The sequence below is a fragment of the Variovorax sp. PDC80 genome (assembly GCF_900115375.1).
GTDB lineage: Bacteria > Pseudomonadota > Gammaproteobacteria > Burkholderiales > Burkholderiaceae_C > Variovorax.
In genome coordinates this window covers 267,276-283,649 of the sequence record NZ_FOWG01000007.1, presented here as the reverse complement: position 1 = coordinate 283,649, position 16,374 = coordinate 267,276, and the positions used below count along the sequence as shown (strand labels likewise).

The window sequence follows — 16,374 nt, the reverse complement described above, 5'->3', positions numbered from 1 at the left end:
GGGACCGGAACGGCAGGCATCGGCCTGCGACTACCCCAAGGCTAAGAACGCCATGTGACAGGCGCATATCAGATCGATCACGGATTTGTCACGATTCCATTCAAACAATCTATGGATGTCCGCTGCCAAACTCCGCGCCTTCCTCGCCGTCGCCCAGCACGGCAGCTTCAGCGCCGCCGCGCGCGCCGTGGGCCTGAGCCAGCCCACGCTGACCACCCAGGTCCAGGCGCTGGAGCGCCAGCACAAGGTGATGCTGTTCCACCGCCAGGGTCACCGCATCGAGCTCACCAGCGTCGGCGAGCGCCTGCTGCCCATCGCGCGCCAGATCGCGGCGCTCGAGCTCGATTCGTACAACCTGCTGCACGACAGCGGCGACCTGCAGTCGGGCGAGCTCAAGCTCGGCGCGGTCGGGCCCTTCCACGTGATCGAGATGGTCGACGCCTACCGCCGGCGCTATCCGCGGCTCGACGTCTCGATCCGCATGGGCAATTCGTCGTCGGTGTTCAAGGACCTCGAGGAATACGCGGTCGACATCGGCGTGCTCGCGCGCTTCCACGAGGCGCCGGGTTTCAGCGCGACGCCGTATGCGCGCCATGCGCTGATCCTGTTCGTGCACCGCGACCATCCGTTCGCCAGGCGCGGCGAGATCCGGCTCGAGGAACTGCACGGCCAGCCGATGCTGCAGCGCGAGAGCGGCTCCAGCACGCGGCGCGCGCTCGACGAGGCCTTCGCGCGCGCGGGCGTTCGGCCCAAGCTCGCAATGGAGATCGGCAGCCGCGAGGCGATCCGCGAAGCGGCCGCGCGCGGCATCGGCATCGGCGCGGTCTCCGAGGCCGAGTTCATTCCCGACGCGCGCCTGCGCACCGTGCGCATCGAGGGCGATCCCGCGGTCACGCAGACCTACCTCTACTGCCTGCAGGTGCGGCGCGAGAGCCGCGTGCTCGCGTCCTTCTTCGACGTGGCGCTGAAGCTGCGCAAGGGGGAGTTCGAAGGCGCCTCATGAGCCGCGCCGCGGCCCATCGACCTGACGAAAAAACCGACAGGACGAACGAAATACTCATGGGCTTTCGTCTCTCGCACGTCACCCCGCTCTTCTGTAATTCGGCCACTCCATCACCAGAGGCCGATAGACATGCCAGTCGAGCAACTACCCCACGCCCCCGCGGACCGCGCCACGCCGGCGCGCCGTTTCCCTGAATCCGCGCGCCCCCGCGGGGCCGCATCGACGCGCGCCTTCGCGCTCGCCGCCACGCTCGTCGCCGCGCTCGCGGGCTGCGGCGGCGGCAGCGGCGGCGGCGCCTCGCTGCCCTTCCTGCCGCCCACGCAAGGCGGCGGCGATGCGCCCGAGGGCCCCTCGACGCCGGCCGTGAGCCGCGCGCTGGTCATCGACCTCGATGGCGCCACCTACGGCGCGGTGCGCAGCGGCATCGCCGCCGGCACGCTGCCCAACCTCGCGAAGCTCGAGCCGCGGCTCGCCTACAGCGGCGGCATGGCCGGCACGCCGAGCCAGCAGCCCACGCTCGACACGCCCGGCTGGGCCACGCTGCTGACCGGTACCTGGGCCGCGCGCCACCAGGTGATGTCGGAAGCGCCGAAGCAGGCGATCCGCGGCGCCACCGTGTTCCAGCTGGCCAAGGCGAAGAACGGCACGAGCAACGGCGCCGCCGTGGCCTCGGCCGGGCTGGCCCAGTTGCTGGCCTCCGAGCACGACAGCGGCACGCTCGATGCGCTGGCCGACTGCTCGCAGGACGCGACCGCCACCGACTGCGTGACCACGCAGGCCACGCAACTCATCGGCGGCAACTACGCCACCGTGCTCGCGCAGTACCGCGCGAGCAAGGACGCGGCGCTCGACTTCGGGCTCGCCTCGCCCCAGTACGCGGGCACGCTGGCCACGCTCGACAAGGCGGTCGGCACGCTGCTCGCAGCCACCGCGAAGCGCGCCAACGAACGCTGGCTGGTCGTGATCACCGGCAACCACGGCCTCAGCGACAACAGCCAGGACGACGGCTTGCCGCTGGTGCCCGAGTCGAGCACCTTCATCGGCCTGAACCAGCCCGCCAACATCGCGGCACAGGGCATCGGCGCGGCGCGGCCGCAGACGCTGGCCGAGCTCTACGGCTACGCCAGCATCGCCGACGTGGCGCCGACCGTGCTCGGCCACCTGAAGGCGCTGCCCGATGCGAAGGCGTCCCCGATGGACGGCGGCCGGCTCACCGGCGCGCAGCCCGTGTCGCGGCTCACGGCTTCTGTGCTCGACAACAACTCCGCCACCGTGAGCGTGAAGCTCGACTGGGTGGCGCCTTCGGCCGGCGCGATCACGGTGCTGCGCGATGGCCAGCCCATCGCCTCGAAGCTGCCGGCCGGCACCACCACCTTCACCGACAGCCAGCTCGCGCAGGTGCTGACGGCCAAGGGCAGCTACCAGTTCGACTACACGGTGCAGGCCGGCGACGGCGACGACGCGGCCGCGCGGGCCGTGCTCTCGCCGCGCGTGTCGTACGTGCCGCCGGTGCCGCTGGCGCCGACGCTGAAGAACGGCCTGGTCTCCTACTACCCGTTCAGCGCCACGCTGCCGCCGGTCGATGCCATGGGCCACAGCACCATGGGCCCGGCCGCGAGCGACCTGCCCGCGGCGGCAGGCCTGGTCGTGCCGGGTCCGTTCCCGGGCACGCACGGCCTGCTGATCGACACCAACTACGTCACCACCGCGGGCATCGAGGGCTACCGGCTCACGCCGGCCGAGGGCTTCGACATCGCCAAGGGCACGGCACCGCAGTTCACCATCGGCCTGTGGTTCAAGACGCCGGCCTGCGTCTCGAAGAACAACGTGACCATCCTCTCCAACAAGAGCTATGTCAGCGGCGGCAACGCAGGCGTCGCGCTCGGCCTGTTCGCGAGTTCGGGCGACCAGTGCGGCGTGGCCTTCAACATCGGCTCGGGCGGCGGCGTGCGCGCGGACGGGCCGACCAGTCCCTACACGCAGATCGCCATCGATCGCTGGGTCTACATCGCCTTCTCGGTCGACGGCGTGGCCAAGACGATGAACATGACGGTGTTCGATCCCGTGACCAGCACCACCAACCGCGTGGCGGTGGGCAAGTCGACCGGCGCCGTGGACCTCTCGAAGCTCTCGCCGTACCCGCACTGGGGCATCGGCGACGACGGCACCGGCACCTTCCTGATGAACAAGTGCAATGGCTCCGTCACGCCGCCGTATGTCGCGGGCAAGTGCGCGACCGCGCCCACCTACCAGGAGCATTTCGGCGACCTCGCGATGTGGAACCGCGTGCTGACCGATGCCGAGCTGCAGTCGATCTTCCTGTCGAACAAGCCGCTGTCGACGCTGTCGGCCAACTGAAGGGAAGCGCGATGACATCCATGTTCTTCCCCGGATGGCGCGCCGCCGCGAAGGCGCTCGCTCTGGCCTGCGCCGCGGCCGCGCTGCTCGCCGCCTGCGGCGGTGGCGGCGGATCGGGCGCCCCGTTCGCCGCGCCGCCCGCGGCCAATGCGGGCGGCGATGGCGCCGCCGCGCCCCAGGTGCCGATCGTCTCGGCGCCCGGCAACGGCGCCGAATCCGGCGCCGACGTCCCCGTCCGGAATTCCAGGCTCGATTGCGCGCCCTGAGCGCGCGCGTCCGGCCAGCCACCCTCACCGCCGATCACCATGACCACCTTGAACCGCCGCGCCCTGCTGCGCGCCGCCGCGGCCAGCGCCGCCCTCGGGCCCTTCCCGCCCGCCATCCAGCGCGCGCTGGCCATTCCCGCCAACAACGCGACAGGCACGCTCAACGACGTCGAGCACGTCATCATCCTGATGCAGGAGAACCGCTCCTTCGACCACTACTTCGGCACCATGCCCGGCGTGCGCGGCTTCAGCGACCGCTTCACGATCCCGATGGCCTCGGGCCAGCCGGTGTGGCTGCAGCAGAGCGCGGCCGACACGGTGCAGCCCTTCTACCTCGACGCCACCAAGGGCAACGCGCTGCGCGTGGGCGGCGCGCACGACTGGGGCGACCAGCAGGCGGCCTGGGACGGCGGGCGCATGGCGGCCTGGCCGAAGGCCAAGAACACCAAGATCTCGATGGGCCACCTGCGCCAGTCCGACCTGCCGTTCCACTGGGCGCTGGCCGATGCCTTCACGGTCTGCGACGCGTACCACACGTCGATCCACACCGGCACCTTCACCAACCGCATGTTCCTGTGGAGCGGCACCAACGGCGCCAACGTCGTCGGCCGCGCCTGCGTCACCAACGCCAACTGGGGCGGCCTCGGCCCCTCGGGCGACGGCCTGAACTGGACCACCTACCCCGAGCGCCTGCAGGCGGCCGGCGTCAATTGGAAGGTCTACACGCGCCCCGGCAACAACAGCAACAACAACCAGCTGGTCGCCTTCGCGTCCTACCGCGCGGTCGACGAGCAGCTGCGCGCGCAGGGTTCGCCCAACGCGGCCTACGGCCCGGCGATGGAGGCGCTGTCGCCGCTGTACAAGGGCTTCGGCAACACCATGCCCGACGGCGGCTTCCTGCAGGCCGTGGCCGACGACATCGCCGCGGGCACGCTGCCGCAGGTGAGCTGGATCGTCGCGCCCGGCGCCTACAGCGAGCATCCGAGCATGTCGGTGCCGCAGCAGGGCGCCTGGTACATCCAGACCTTGCTCGACATGCTGACCGCCAATCCGGAGGTCTGGAGCAAGACGGTGCTGATCATCAACTTCGACGAGAACGACTGCTTCTTCGACCACGTGCCGCCGCCGGCGCCGCCGTGGCGCAACGCCGACGGCAGCCACGAGGGCAAGTCGACGGTGGACATCGCGAACGAGTACTACACGATGCCGGCGCCGGCCGGCGATTCGAGCCAGCGCACGCCCGACGGCCGGCCCTTCGGCGCCAGCTCGCGGCTGCCGATGCTCGTGATCTCGCCGTGGAGCGTGGGCGGCTGGGTCAACTCGCAGGCCTTCGACCACACCTCGACCCTGCGCTTCCTCGAGCAGCGCTTCGGCGTGCGCGAGACCAACATCAGCCCGTGGCGGCGCGCGGTGTTCGGCGACCTGATGTCCTGCTTCGACTTCCGCAACCCCAACGGCGCCCGGCCCGCGCTGGTGCCCGCGCCCACGCGCGCGCAGGCCGATGCCACCTACTCGCAACAGGTGGCATCGCCGGGCGTGCCCGTGCCCGCCGCGGGCTCGGTGCCGCTGCCCTCGCAGGCACTGGCGCTGCGCCCCTCGCGCGCGCTGCCCTACCGCCTGCACACCAGCGCCAACGTCGACCTCGCGGGCCGCCGCGTGTGGCTCATCTTCGGCAACACGGGCACGCAGGGCGCGGTGTTCCACGTCTACGACGAACTCAACCTCACGCGCTATCCGCGGCGCTACACCGTCGAGGCCGGCAAGATGATCTCCGACGCCTGGCAGGCCAGCACTGACGATGCGGGCCGCTACAGCCTCTGGGTGCTGGGGCCGAACGGCTATCACCGGCGCTTCAAGGGCCAGCTCGGCGCGCTGGCCGGCGCGGCCAACCCCGAGGTGCGCGTGTGCTACGACCCCGAGCGCAACGCGGTCCGCCTCACCATCATGAACATGGGCGAGGCCCCGGCCGCGGTGACGGTGCGCGCCAACGCCTACCGCGGCGACGGCCCGTGGACCTACACCGTGTCGCCGGGCATGCAGCTCGAGCCCTCGTGGAGCCTCGCCGACACCCACAGCTGGTACGACTTCACGCTGACCATGGGCGATGGCTTCGAGCGGCGCTTCGCTGGCCGGCTCGAGACCGGCCAGGACGGCACCAGCGATCCGGCGATGGGCGTCGCCGCCTCGTAGTGCAAGGTGCCGCCGCCCAGCGCGGCGGCACGCTTACACGAGGCCATCACGATCGGCCGGCATCATGGTGCGTTTCGCAACGACCCACCGATCCCGGAGACCCGCAGTGACGCTCAACCAGATCCGCGCCTTCGTCGCGGTCGCCCACGACGGCGGATTCACGGCCGCGGCACGCACGCTGGGCATGAGCCACAGCACGCTCAACTCGCAGATCCAGATGATGGAGCGCGAGTACGGCGCCGAGCTGTTCCACCGGCGCGGGCGCCGCGTCGAGCTGTCCGCGCTCGGCCTCGAGATGCTGCCGCTGGCGCGGCGCATGATCGCGCTCGAGGGCGACATGAGCTCGCTGCTCGACGACAGCGGCAAGCTGCGTCACGGCTCGCTGAAGGTCGGCGCGGTCGGCCCGTACCACGTCACCGAGATGATCGAGGCCTACCACGCGGTGCATCCGCGCATCAAGATCTCGGTCACGCTGGGCAACTCCGAGGTGGTGCTCGACGCGCTCGACCGCTACGTGAGCGACGTGGGCGTGGTGGCAAGCCGCTTTCCCGACGAGCGCTATCACATGCAGCTCTATGCGCGCTACCCGGTGATCGCCTTCGTCCATGTCGGCCATCCGTTCGCCAAGCGCGAGGCGATCGCGCTGCGCGAGCTGTCGGGCCAGCCGCTGCTGATGCGCGAGCCGGGCTCGACCACGCGCAAGGCGCTCGAGGACGCGCTCGCCAAGCAGGGCATCGCGGTGCAGGTCGCGATGGAGATCGGCAGCCGCGAGGCGCTGCGCGAGGCCGTCGCGCGCGGGCTGGGCATCGGCACGGTCTCGGAATCCGAGTACGTGCCCGACCCGCGCCTGCGGCCGGTGCGCATCGAGGGCGACGTGGTCTCGACCCACATCCACGTGTGCTGCCTGCGCGAGCGGCGCGACAGCCGGCTCATCGCCTCCTTCTTCGAGGCCATCGCCGATCGCACGGCGCCCGCGGCGTGATGCGGCCTTATGCGAACGACGGCTAAGCATCCCTGAAAGCCTTCGTTGGCCCGCCACCGGCGGCCACCTTAGTCTGCGTCGATCCTCTTTCAGCAAGGACCCCGCAGATGAACGACCGACTCCAGCGCGTGCATGCCTCGCGCTCGGCCGCCGTGAAGGCCGGCCTCGACCATCCCGTGATCGACACCGACGTGCACGTCAACGACTTCGCACCCGTGCTCGAGGACTACGTGGCGCAGTACGGCGGCAACAAGCTGGTCGACGCGCTGCGCAAGGCGCTCGGCGGGCGCTTCGTCACGCGCAACGGCGGCGGCAAGGACTGGTACCAGCAGTCGGCCGAGGAGCGCCAGTTCCACCGCACGCTGCGCGCGCCCTGGTGGGCCCGCGTCACGCGCAACACCTACGACCTCGCGACCTACACCCTGCCCGCGCTGCTGCACGAGCGCCTGGGCGAGCAGGGCTCGGACTACTCGATCCTGTTCCCCAACGACGTGCTCTCGCCGGCCGCGGCCGGCAGCGAATACCGCCAGCCGCTGCACCGCGCCATCAACCACTTCCACGCCGACCAGTACCGGCCTTACGCCGACCGCCTGACGCCGGTGGCGGGCATCCCGCTGCACTCGCCGCGGGAGGGCATCGAGGAGCTGGAGTTCGCGGTCAAGACGCTGGGCCTGAAGGTCATCAACATCGCGGGCGGCGTGCGCCGCCCGATCCGCGCCATCGCAGAGAAGTACCCGGCCGCCGAGCATCCCGAGATCGCCAAGCAGGTCGGCTACATCGACTTCTACGGCATCGACAGCGAGCACGACTACGACCCGTTCTGGGCCAAGGTGGTGGAACTCGGCGTGCCGGTGACCACGCACTACGGCAGCCAGGGCTGGACCGGCCGGCAGTCGATCAGCAACTACATGAACAACCACATCGGCCACTTCGCCGATGGCTCGCAGGCCTTCGCCAAGGCGCTGTTCTTCGGCGGCGTGACGCGGCGCTTTCCGGGGCTGCGCGTGGGCCTGCTCGAAGGCGGCGCGGACTGGGGCTCGCACGTCTACACGCACCTGGTGGACCGCTGGGAGAAACGCAACCGGCATGCGGTGCGCAACTACGACCCGGCCGAGGCCGACATCGAGCTGCTGGCCTCGCTGTTCGAGCGTCATGGCGGCGACTTGCTCAAGGGCCGCACGCTCGACAAGGCCACGCTGCTGCGCGACAGCCTGGGCATCTCGGCGCTGCCGCACAGCCGCGAGCCGAACGAGAGCGAGATCGACGACTTCGCGCTCGCGGGCATCGAGAACGTAGAGGACATCCGCGACCGCTGGGTGAACAACTTCTACTTCGGCTCGGAAGCCGACGACCGCACCGTGGCCGCGGCCTTCAACGACAAGGTGAACCCGCTGGGCGTGAAGATCAACGCGATCTGGTCGTCCGACGTGGGCCACTGGGACGTGCCCGAGTTCACCGAGCCGCTGGCCGAGACCTGGGACCTGGTGCAGCAGGGCGTGATCTCGGCGGCCGACTTCCGGGCCTTCGTGTTCGAGAACCCGCACCGCTTCTACACCGAGGCCAACCCGCGCTTCTTCGAAGGCACCGAAGTCGGCCGCAAGCTGGCCGCGAAGAAAGGCACGCCATGAAGCCCGTGCGGCATCTGCTGCGCTGGACCGCGCTGCTGGCCACCGCCCTCGCGGCCTCGGCGCAGGCCGCGCCCGACACCATCCGCATCGGCGTGGCCACGGCCGGCGGCGGCGATCCCGTCACCTGGGGCGGCTCGCCCGGCGGCGTGGCGCGCGCCAACAACTGGCTCGAGGAAGAGTTCAAGGCCTCGGGCATCAAGGTCGAGTGGCTGTTCTTCAAGGGCGCGGGCCCGGCCGTGAACGAGGCGCTGTCGAACAAGCAGATCGACTTCGCCTACCAGGGCGACCTGCCCTCGATCGTCGGGCGCTCGAACGGCCTCAAGACCAAGGTGCTGCTGGTCAGCGGCGCGCGCAACAACCTCTATCTGGTCACGCCGACGCAATCGAACATCCAGTCGATCAAGGACCTCAAGGGCCGCACGGTGTCGATCTTCCGCGGCACCAACGGCCACCTGGTCGCCATCAACGTGCTCGCGGCCGAAGGCCTGGCCGAGCGCGACATCAAGGGCGTGAACCTCGACACCGGCAGCGCGCAGGCGGCGCTGGTCTCGAACGGCGTGGACGCGGCCTTCGGCGGCTACGAATGGTTCAAGGTGCGCGACCAGGGACTCGCGAAGGTGGTCTATTCCACCCAGGGCCGCGATCCGGCGCTCACGCGCCAGGCCGCGCTGCTGGTGCGCAGCGAGTTCGAGCAGGCCAACCCCGCTGAGGTGCAGCGCGTGGTCGACGTGTTCGTGCGTGCCGCCCACTGGTCGTCGGAAGAGAAGAACCGCGACGAGCTGTTCCGCATCTGGGCCCGCAGCGGCACGCCGGTCGCCTCGTGGACCGCCGAGTTCGACAAGCAGCCGCTGGCGCAGCGCAACTCGCCGTTGGCCGACGACTTCATCGTGGCACGCTACAAGGCCGTCGTCGGCGACGCACTCAAGCTCAAGCTGATCCGCCGCGAGGTCACGGTCGACGACTGGTTCGACACGCGCTATCTCAAGGCCGCGCTCAAGAAACAGGGCCTCGAGGGTTACTGGAGCGCCTCGGACGCGAAGGGTCAACCGAAGGGCGGGCCCGCGGTCGCGTCGCGATGAGCGCCGAAGCCGAACTGTCGGCGGTCCTGCAGCGCGAGCAGGCCGCACCGCTGCGCCTGTCGCTGCCGTGGCACCGCATCGGCGACGCCGCCCTGCCCTGGCTGCTGCCCGCCGCCTTGCTCGCGCTGTGGTTCGTGGGTGCCGGCCAGGGCTGGATCTCGCCGCAGGTGCTGCCGCCGCCCGAGTTCGTGGCCGAGACGCTGCGCGACCTCGCGACCAGCGGCGACCTCTGGCTGCACGTGAGCACCAGTTTCGCGCGCGTGGGCGTGGGCTTCGCGATCGGCACGCTGTTCGGGCTGCTGCTGGGCACGGCCATGGGCCTGTCGCGCCGCGTCGAGGCCTACCTGCTGCCGAGCTTCAACGCGCTGGTGCAGATCCCGGTGCTGGCCTGGCTGCCCTTCGTGCTGCTGATCGTGGGCATCGGCGAGCCGCTCAAGTACATCCTGATCGCCAAGGCGGCGCTGGTGCCGGTGGCGCTCAACACGCTGCAGGGCTTCCGGCAGACGCCGCAATCGCTGCGCGAGGTCGGCGAGGTCTACGGCTACAGCCGGCGCCAGCAGGTGCTGGAGATCGTGCTGCCGCATGCCGTGCCCACGCTGTTCACGGGCGTGCGGCTGGGCTTCACCAAGGCCTGGCTGTCGCTGGTGGTGGTCGAGCTGGTCGCCTCGAGCGAAGGGCTGGGCTACCTGATCGTCTATGGCCGCCAGCTGTTCCAGCTCGACCTGGTGATGGCCGCGGTGGTGATCGTGGGCGCGATCGGCTGGGCCATCGACCGCCTGCTCGAGCGGCTCGAGAACACGCTGCACCGGCACCGCCCGGGCGGTGCCGCGCGATGAGCGCGCCCGCCTCCCTGTCGCGCGACGCGGCCGAGCTGGCCGCGGTGCAGCCGCTGCGGCCCGTCGAGCGCAGCCGCTGGCGCGGCCTGGTGCTGCCCGCCGTGGCGATCGCGCTGTGGGCGCTGCTGTCGTGGCTCGACGTGGTGAACTCGGCGCTGCTGGTCTCGCCGCAGAAGGTGCTCGCGACCGCCGCCGACCAGATCGTCAGCGGCCGCCTGTGGCGCGCGCTCAGCGCCAGCCTCGCGCGCGAGGCCACGGGCTTCCTGATCGGCACCGCCTCGGGCCTGGTGCTCGGCGCGCTGCTGGGCCTGTGGCCGCTGTTCAACCGCATCGTCGGCCCGAGTTTCAACACCTTCAAGCAGATCTCGCTGTTCGCGTGGATTCCGCTGATCTCGGTCTGGTTCGGCCTCGGCGACGTGGCCAAGGTGGTGTTCCTCTCGCTGGCCGCGCTGGTGCCGGTGGTGGTCAACACCTGCGACGGCATCCGCACCGTGCCGCCCGCGCTGCTCGAGGTGGCGCGCGTCTACGGCTTCACGCGCTGGCAGACGCTCACGCAGGTGGTGCTGCCGGCCGCGCTGCCCGCCATCTTCACGGGCGTGTACCTCGCACTCATCTATTCCTGGCTCGCGACCATCGGCGCCGAGTACCTGCTGGTGGCCGGCAAGGGCATCGGTAACACGCTGATCGAGGGCAGCGAGCATTTCCAGATGGACCTGGTGATCTTCGGCATGTTCGTCATCGGCCTGGTCGGCTGGCTGATGAATGCCTCGGCGCGCGCGCTCGAACGCCGGCTGGCGCGCTGGACCGGCCGGGCCTGACACCTCTTCTTCTCCGCACCATGAGCACCTCCATCGCATCGAACGATCTCGACATCCGCGGCCTCGGCAAGCGCTACGCGCAGGCACAGGCGCGCGGCGGCGAACTGCAGGTGCTCGAGAACATCGACCTGCACGTGCCGCCGGGCAGCTTCACCAGCATCGTGGGCGCAAGCGGCTGCGGCAAGTCGACGCTGCTGCGGCTGGTCCTCGGGCTCGACGACCAGTACGAAGGAAAGATCCTGCTCGGCGGCCAGCCGATCGCGGGCACCGGCCGCGAGCGCGGCATCGTGTTCCAGGACCACCGGCTGTTCCCGTGGCTCACGGTCGAGCAGAACATCGCCGTGGGCCTGCGCAACGCGCCGCTCGGCGCGAAGCAGAAGGCCGAGCTGGTGGCCGAACACGTGGCGCTGGTCGGCCTCGGCGGCTTTGAGAAGTCGTGGCCGCACCAGATCTCGGGTGGCATGGCGCAGCGCGTGGCCATCGCGCGCGGCCTGGTCAACCGGCCGCGCGTGCTGCTGCTCGACGAGCCCTTCGGCGCGCTCGACGCCCTCACGCGCGCGCGGCTGCAGAACGAACTGCAGCGCATCTGGCAGAAGGAGCGCATCACCATGCTGCTGGTGACGCACGACGTGGAGGAAGCCGTTTTCCTCGGCGACCGCGTGGTGGTGATGCAGCCCTCGCCGGGACGCATCCGCCGCACCGTGGCGGTGGACCTGCCGCATCCGCGCAACCGCAGCGATCCGGCGTTCATCCGGTTGCGTGACGACGTGCTGAGCGATTTCGTCGATGCGGGAGTCGACGAGCGCCGCGCGCCACCGCGCGACGACGAACCCGGCGAGGCACGGCCCTCGCGCTTGCAGCTCGCGTGGTGAGCGTGGCTCGCCGCCATCGACGCGATCAGCGCCCCCGCTGCCGGATGTACGCCTGCGGCGTCATGCCGATCTGCTTGCAGAACATGGCGATGAAGGCCGAGGGCGAGCCGTAGCCCAGCTCGATCGCGACGTCCTTCACCGCGCGCCCCGCCTCCAGCAGGGCGATCCCGCGGATCACCTTCAGGCGCTGGCGCCACTCGCTGAACGGCATCTGCAGGTCGCGCTCGCAGCGCCGCGCCAGCGTGCGCTCGGTCGAATGCACCGTGGCGGCCCATTCGGCGAGCGAGCGGCCATCCCAGGGTTGCGCCTGCAAGGCCTCGAGCACGCGGCCCAGCTGGGGATCGTCCGACATCGGCAGGTAGCTGTCGTGGCCGGGCGCGATGGCCAGCTCATCGCGCAGGACCTCGAACAAGCGCTGCTCGGCCGGGTCGCGCGGCACCTCGATGGAGCGGCTGCGCAGGCTGTCGAGCACCGCCTGCGTCAGCGGGCTGATGACCATGGTGCAGGCACGCTTCGGCAGCAGGTCGCACAAGGCCTCGGCCAGGTAGACCGTGGCGTAGCTGGCCGCATGGCGGTTGCTCGACAGGTGCTCGACGCGCGGCGGAATCCACACGCCGTACTGCGGCGGCGCCAGGAAGACCCGGCCGCTCATCCCGACCTCGATCACGCCCGAGATCGCATGCACGAACTGCCCTTCCTCGTGGCTGTCGCGCGGCGCGGTGCCGCCCGGCGCCAGGTGCACGACCTTGAAGAGCACGGGCTGGCCGTCGGCGGCGGATTTGAGGGGTCGCTTCATGTTGTCCGGCTTGCTCGATCGCTTGTCCGATTGGATGGGCTGTTTTGCAAGCCGTCACTCTAGACTGCCTTCGGCCCCGCAACCATTGCCTACCTAGAAGGAGACACCGCCCATGAATGCACGACCCGACGACCGGCTTCCATCGGACCAACAGGTCGAGGAATTTTCGCGCGACGGCGCCATCGTGCTGCGCGGCGTCCTGCGGCCGCCCGAGGTCGAGCTGCTGCGCCAGGGCATCGATGCCAACCTCGCCGCGCCGAGCGTGCGCGCGAAGGTGGCGAGCCGGCCCGACGACCCGGGCTTCTTCATCGAGGACTTCTGCAACTGGCAGGAGATCCCGGCGTACTGGGACGTGATCTCGCGCTCGGCATTGCCGGCCGCCGCGGCCAGGCTCACGAAGAGCACCCAGGTGCGGCTCTATCACGACCACATGCTCACCAAGGAATCGGGTACGCGCCAGCGCACGCCCTGGCACCAGGACCAGCCCTACTACAACGTCGAGGGCAGCCAGAACGTCAGTTTCTGGATTCCCGTGGATCCGGTGTCGCGTGCCTCCACGCTGGAGCTCGTCGCCGGATCGCACAAGGGGCCGTGGCTGATGCCGCGCACCTTCATGACCAACGAGGCCAAGTGGTTTCCCGAAGGCGCGCTGGCCGACCTGCCCGACATCGAGGCCGACCGCGCGGCCCACGACATCCTCGGCTGGGCCGCGGAACCCGGCGACGCCATCGCCTTCAACATGCTCACGCTCCACGCCTCGGCCGGGCTCGAACCCGGTCGGCGGCGGCGGGTGTTCTCGGTGCGCATGCTGGGCGACGACATGCGGCATGCACCGCGGCGCTGGAAGACCTCGCCGGATTTCCCGGGGCTGGCCGAGCAGCTGCCGGCGGGCGCGCCGATGGCGCATCCGCTGTTCCCAGTGCTGTGGCCGCCGGCTTCCAGTTAACGGGCCGCGAGGCGTTCCGCTTCCAGCGCCGCGCGAACGCTGGCGCGCTGCCCCATGCGGACCATGAAGCGCTGGATCGCCGCGTAGCCCGAGAGATCGAGATTCACGCGCGGCGGCCATGACAGCACGTTGTAGAGATAGGCATCGGCCACCGAGAACTCGGCGCCCAGCACATAGTCGTGGGTCGACAGGTGCTCGTCGATGTAGGCGAACTTGCTGGTGAGGTTGCCGTCCGCGAATCGCTTCTTGGTGTCCGCATCGAGATACGGCGAGAACATCACGGCCATGCCCTTGTGCAGATCGCTCGCGACGAAGTTCAGCCATTCGAGCGCGCGGTAGCGCGCCCGCGTGCCGAAGGGTGGAAGCAGCCGGTGCTCGGGATGTCGGTCGGCAATCCACTGCAGGATCACTGCGCCTTCCGTGAGGAGGTCGCCGTCGTCCAGTTGGAGGACGGGAATGAAGCCCTTGGGGCTCACCTGGAGGTAGTCGCCTTCGACCGTCGTCTTGGTCTTGAAGTCGACCTTGATCAGTTCATAGGCCTGGCCGGCCTCCTGCAATGCGATCTGCGAAGCAAGGCCGCAGGAGCCGGGAGCGTAATAGAGTTTCATGGCTGACTAGAGAGCGGGCACCAGGGCATCGAAATCGCTGGCGTCGTGGCGCTCGCGCAGCACGGTGCCCGGCGCGCCCGACGTGCGGTTGACCACCCTGCCGCGCGCGACCGCGGGCCGCGCGGCAATGGCTTCGTACCAGCGCAGCAGGTGCCTGTAGTCCTCGACGGCCAGGAACTCGTGGGTGTTGTAGACGCCGTAGAGACTGCCCGGATACCAAGGCCACACCGCCATGTCCGCGATCGTGTACTGATCGCCCGCGAGGAACTCGTTCGACGCGAGGTGGGTGTCGAGCACGTGCAGCTGGCGCTTGGTCTCCATCGCATAGCGGTCGATCGCGTATTCGATCTTGAACGGCGCGTAGGCGTAGAAGTGGCCGAGACCGCCACCCACGAACGGCGCCGAACCCATCTGCCACATCAGCCAGTTGAAGGTCCGGGTGCGCGCACCAGCTTCGGTCGGCAGGAACGCGCCGAAGCGCTCCGCGAGATAGACGAGGATCGAGCCGCTCTCGAAGACGCGCATGGCCGGATCGGTCGATGAGTCCACCAGCGCCGGGATCTTGGCGTTCGGATTGATGTCGACGAAGCCGCTTCCGAATTGCTCGCCCTTGAAGATATCGATCAGCCACGCGTCGTACTCGGCGCCCGAGTGCCCCGCGGCCAACAACTCCTCCAGCATGATGGTGATCTTCTGCCCATTGGGTGTTCCCTGCGAGTAGAGCTGCAAGGGATGCTTGCCCACCGGCAGCTTCTGCTCGAAGCGAGGCCCCGACGTCGGGCGATTGATCCCGGCGAACTGGCCGCCATGGACGGCCTTCGGACGCCAGACCTTGTCTGGCACATAGCCCAAGGGCTGGTTTTCATCCACGGGGATGTCGGTCATTGATCGCTCCATATGCACCGGAATCACTTTGATTCCTGGGAATCCAGGACTCTTCTTTCGGTGCAGAAATTCTATGGAGACGACTTCATTTGATATACGGGCTCATATCGAATTGAGCATTCGGCATCCCGAACAATGCAACGGCTCGGCGACATTGAAAGACTTTCTTCGAAACTTCCAATCAGACCGAGTCTCGGCCCTGTCGCATGACCGGATGCTTCGCGAAAAGCTCCGCCACCCAGTCGACGAATACCCGCACCTTGTTCGACAGGTGACGGTTCTGCGGAAAGACCACGTGAATGGGCATCGGGTCGTTGCTCCAGTCCTCGAGCACGGGCACGAAGCGGCCGTCCTCGATCATGGGCCGCAGCAGGAAGTTCGCCATCTGCACGATGCCCAGCCCCGACAGGCCCGCCGCCGTGTACGCATAGCTGTCGTTCAGCGCGATCTGGCCGGGCAGCACGAGCTGCACGCGCTCGCCGCCGCGCGTGAAGTCCCAGTGGAACATCTCGCCCGTGCGCGCGGAGAAATAGTTGACGCAGCGATGCCGCGCCAGGTCGTCCGGATGCAGGGGCCGGCCATGGCGCTCGATGTAGGCCGGCGAGGCGCAGGTGACGTAGTGCATCGCCCCGACGCGGCGCGCGACCAGGCGCGAGTCGCCGAGCTCTCCGCCGCGCACCGCGCAGTCCACGCCCTCCTCGATCAGATCCACGGGCCGGTCGCTGCAGCCGAGTTCCAGATGGATGTCGGGATAGCGCGCGAAGAACTCGGGCAAGGCGGGAATGATCACCAGGCTGGCCAGGCCCGTGGGCGCATCGACGCGCAGGCGCCCCGCGGGACTGCGCCGCGTGCGCGACAGCGACTCGTCGGCCTCGCGCACATCCGACAGGATGCGCAGGCACCGCTCGTGATAGGCCGCGCCTTCGGCGGTCACGCTGACCTTGCGCGTGGTCCGGTGCAGCAGCTTGGCCGACAGCGAGGACTCGAGCGACTGGATCAGTGTCGAGACCGTCGCCTTCGGCAGCTTCAGGTTCTCGGCCGCGCGCGTGAAGCTGCCCGTGTCCACGACCTGCACGAAGACCTCGATTGCCTGCAGCTTGTTCATCG

Annotated in this window: 15 protein-coding genes; 11 read left to right on the top strand and 4 right to left on the bottom strand. The window is 69.4% G+C overall.

What is annotated here, in order from left to right:
* Positions 1-115: 115 nt before the first annotated feature.
* The 10 genes from BM109_RS21445 (at position 116) to BM109_RS21400 (ending at position 12,032) form a co-directional block, all read left to right on the top strand.
* Positions 116-1,003: a LysR substrate-binding domain-containing protein gene (locus BM109_RS21445; RefSeq protein ID WP_093346788.1), complete on the top strand. Its 888-nt coding sequence runs from the start codon at positions 116-118 to the stop codon at positions 1,001-1,003.
* A gap of 129 nt (positions 1,004-1,132) precedes the next feature.
* Positions 1,133-3,361, top strand: a complete 2,229-nt coding sequence (locus BM109_RS21440; RefSeq protein ID WP_143129226.1) for an alkaline phosphatase family protein — start codon at positions 1,133-1,135, stop codon at positions 3,359-3,361.
* An 11-nt stretch (positions 3,362-3,372) separates the two neighbouring features.
* The gene (locus BM109_RS21435; protein WP_143129225.1) at positions 3,373-3,627 is read left to right on the top strand and encodes a hypothetical protein; all 255 of its coding nucleotides are present in this window, start codon (positions 3,373-3,375) and stop codon (positions 3,625-3,627) included.
* Positions 3,628-3,666: 39 nt separating this feature from the next.
* On the top strand, positions 3,667-5,817 hold the full coding sequence (locus BM109_RS21430; RefSeq protein WP_093346783.1) for a phosphocholine-specific phospholipase C: 2,151 nt from the start codon (positions 3,667-3,669) through the stop codon (positions 5,815-5,817).
* A 106-nt stretch (positions 5,818-5,923) separates the two neighbouring features.
* Positions 5,924-6,799: a LysR substrate-binding domain-containing protein gene (locus BM109_RS21425; RefSeq protein ID WP_093346780.1), complete on the top strand. Its 876-nt coding sequence runs from the start codon at positions 5,924-5,926 to the stop codon at positions 6,797-6,799.
* A 107-nt stretch (positions 6,800-6,906) separates the two neighbouring features.
* Positions 6,907-8,427 (top strand): amidohydrolase family protein, encoded by a 1,521-nt coding sequence (locus BM109_RS21420; RefSeq protein WP_093346778.1) that lies wholly within the window; start codon positions 6,907-6,909, stop codon positions 8,425-8,427.
* Positions 8,424-9,506 carry an ABC transporter substrate-binding protein gene (locus tag BM109_RS21415; protein ID WP_093346775.1) on the top strand — a complete coding sequence of 361 codons (1,083 nt, stop codon included), beginning with the start codon at positions 8,424-8,426 and terminating at the stop codon, positions 9,504-9,506. The genes BM109_RS21420 and BM109_RS21415 overlap by 4 nt, the downstream gene beginning before the upstream one ends.
* Positions 9,503-10,342 (top strand): ABC transporter permease, encoded by an 840-nt coding sequence (locus BM109_RS21410; RefSeq protein WP_093346773.1) that lies wholly within the window; start codon positions 9,503-9,505, stop codon positions 10,340-10,342. The genes BM109_RS21415 and BM109_RS21410 overlap by 4 nt, the downstream gene beginning before the upstream one ends.
* The gene (locus BM109_RS21405; protein WP_093346770.1) at positions 10,339-11,160 is read left to right on the top strand and encodes an ABC transporter permease; all 822 of its coding nucleotides are present in this window, start codon (positions 10,339-10,341) and stop codon (positions 11,158-11,160) included. The genes BM109_RS21410 and BM109_RS21405 overlap by 4 nt, the downstream gene beginning before the upstream one ends.
* A gap of 20 nt (positions 11,161-11,180) precedes the next feature.
* Positions 11,181-12,032, top strand: a complete 852-nt coding sequence (locus BM109_RS21400; RefSeq protein WP_093346768.1) for an ABC transporter ATP-binding protein — start codon at positions 11,181-11,183, stop codon at positions 12,030-12,032.
* Positions 12,033-12,057: 25 nt separating this feature from the next.
* Here the strand turns inward: BM109_RS21400 and BM109_RS21395 are convergent, their stop codons facing one another.
* Complete coding sequence (locus tag BM109_RS21395; RefSeq protein ID WP_093346765.1) at positions 12,058-12,828, bottom strand: AraC family transcriptional regulator; 771 nt, start codon at positions 12,826-12,828, stop codon at positions 12,058-12,060.
* 112 nt (positions 12,829-12,940) lie between these two features.
* Here BM109_RS21395 and BM109_RS21390 point away from each other — a divergent pair, with 112 nt between their 5' ends.
* Positions 12,941-13,774 (top strand): phytanoyl-CoA dioxygenase family protein, encoded by an 834-nt coding sequence (locus BM109_RS21390; protein WP_093346762.1) that lies wholly within the window; start codon positions 12,941-12,943, stop codon positions 13,772-13,774.
* On the opposite strand, the gene gstA is transcribed toward BM109_RS21390, so the two are convergent.
* The 3 genes from gstA to BM109_RS21375 form a co-directional block, all read right to left on the bottom strand.
* Positions 13,771-14,382, bottom strand: a complete 612-nt coding sequence (gene gstA / locus BM109_RS21385) for a glutathione transferase GstA (RefSeq protein WP_093346760.1) — start codon at positions 14,380-14,382, stop codon at positions 13,771-13,773. The genes BM109_RS21390 and gstA overlap by 4 nt on opposite strands.
* Before the next feature lie 6 nt (positions 14,383-14,388).
* On the bottom strand, positions 14,389-15,267 hold the full coding sequence (yghU, locus tag BM109_RS21380) for a glutathione-dependent disulfide-bond oxidoreductase (protein WP_093346757.1): 879 nt from the start codon (positions 15,265-15,267) through the stop codon (positions 14,389-14,391).
* Positions 15,268-15,448: 181 nt separating this feature from the next.
* Positions 15,449-16,372, bottom strand: coding sequence for a LysR family transcriptional regulator (locus BM109_RS21375; RefSeq protein WP_093346754.1), 924 nt, complete (start codon positions 16,370-16,372; stop codon positions 15,449-15,451).
* Between the last annotated feature and the right edge of the window lie 2 nt (positions 16,373-16,374).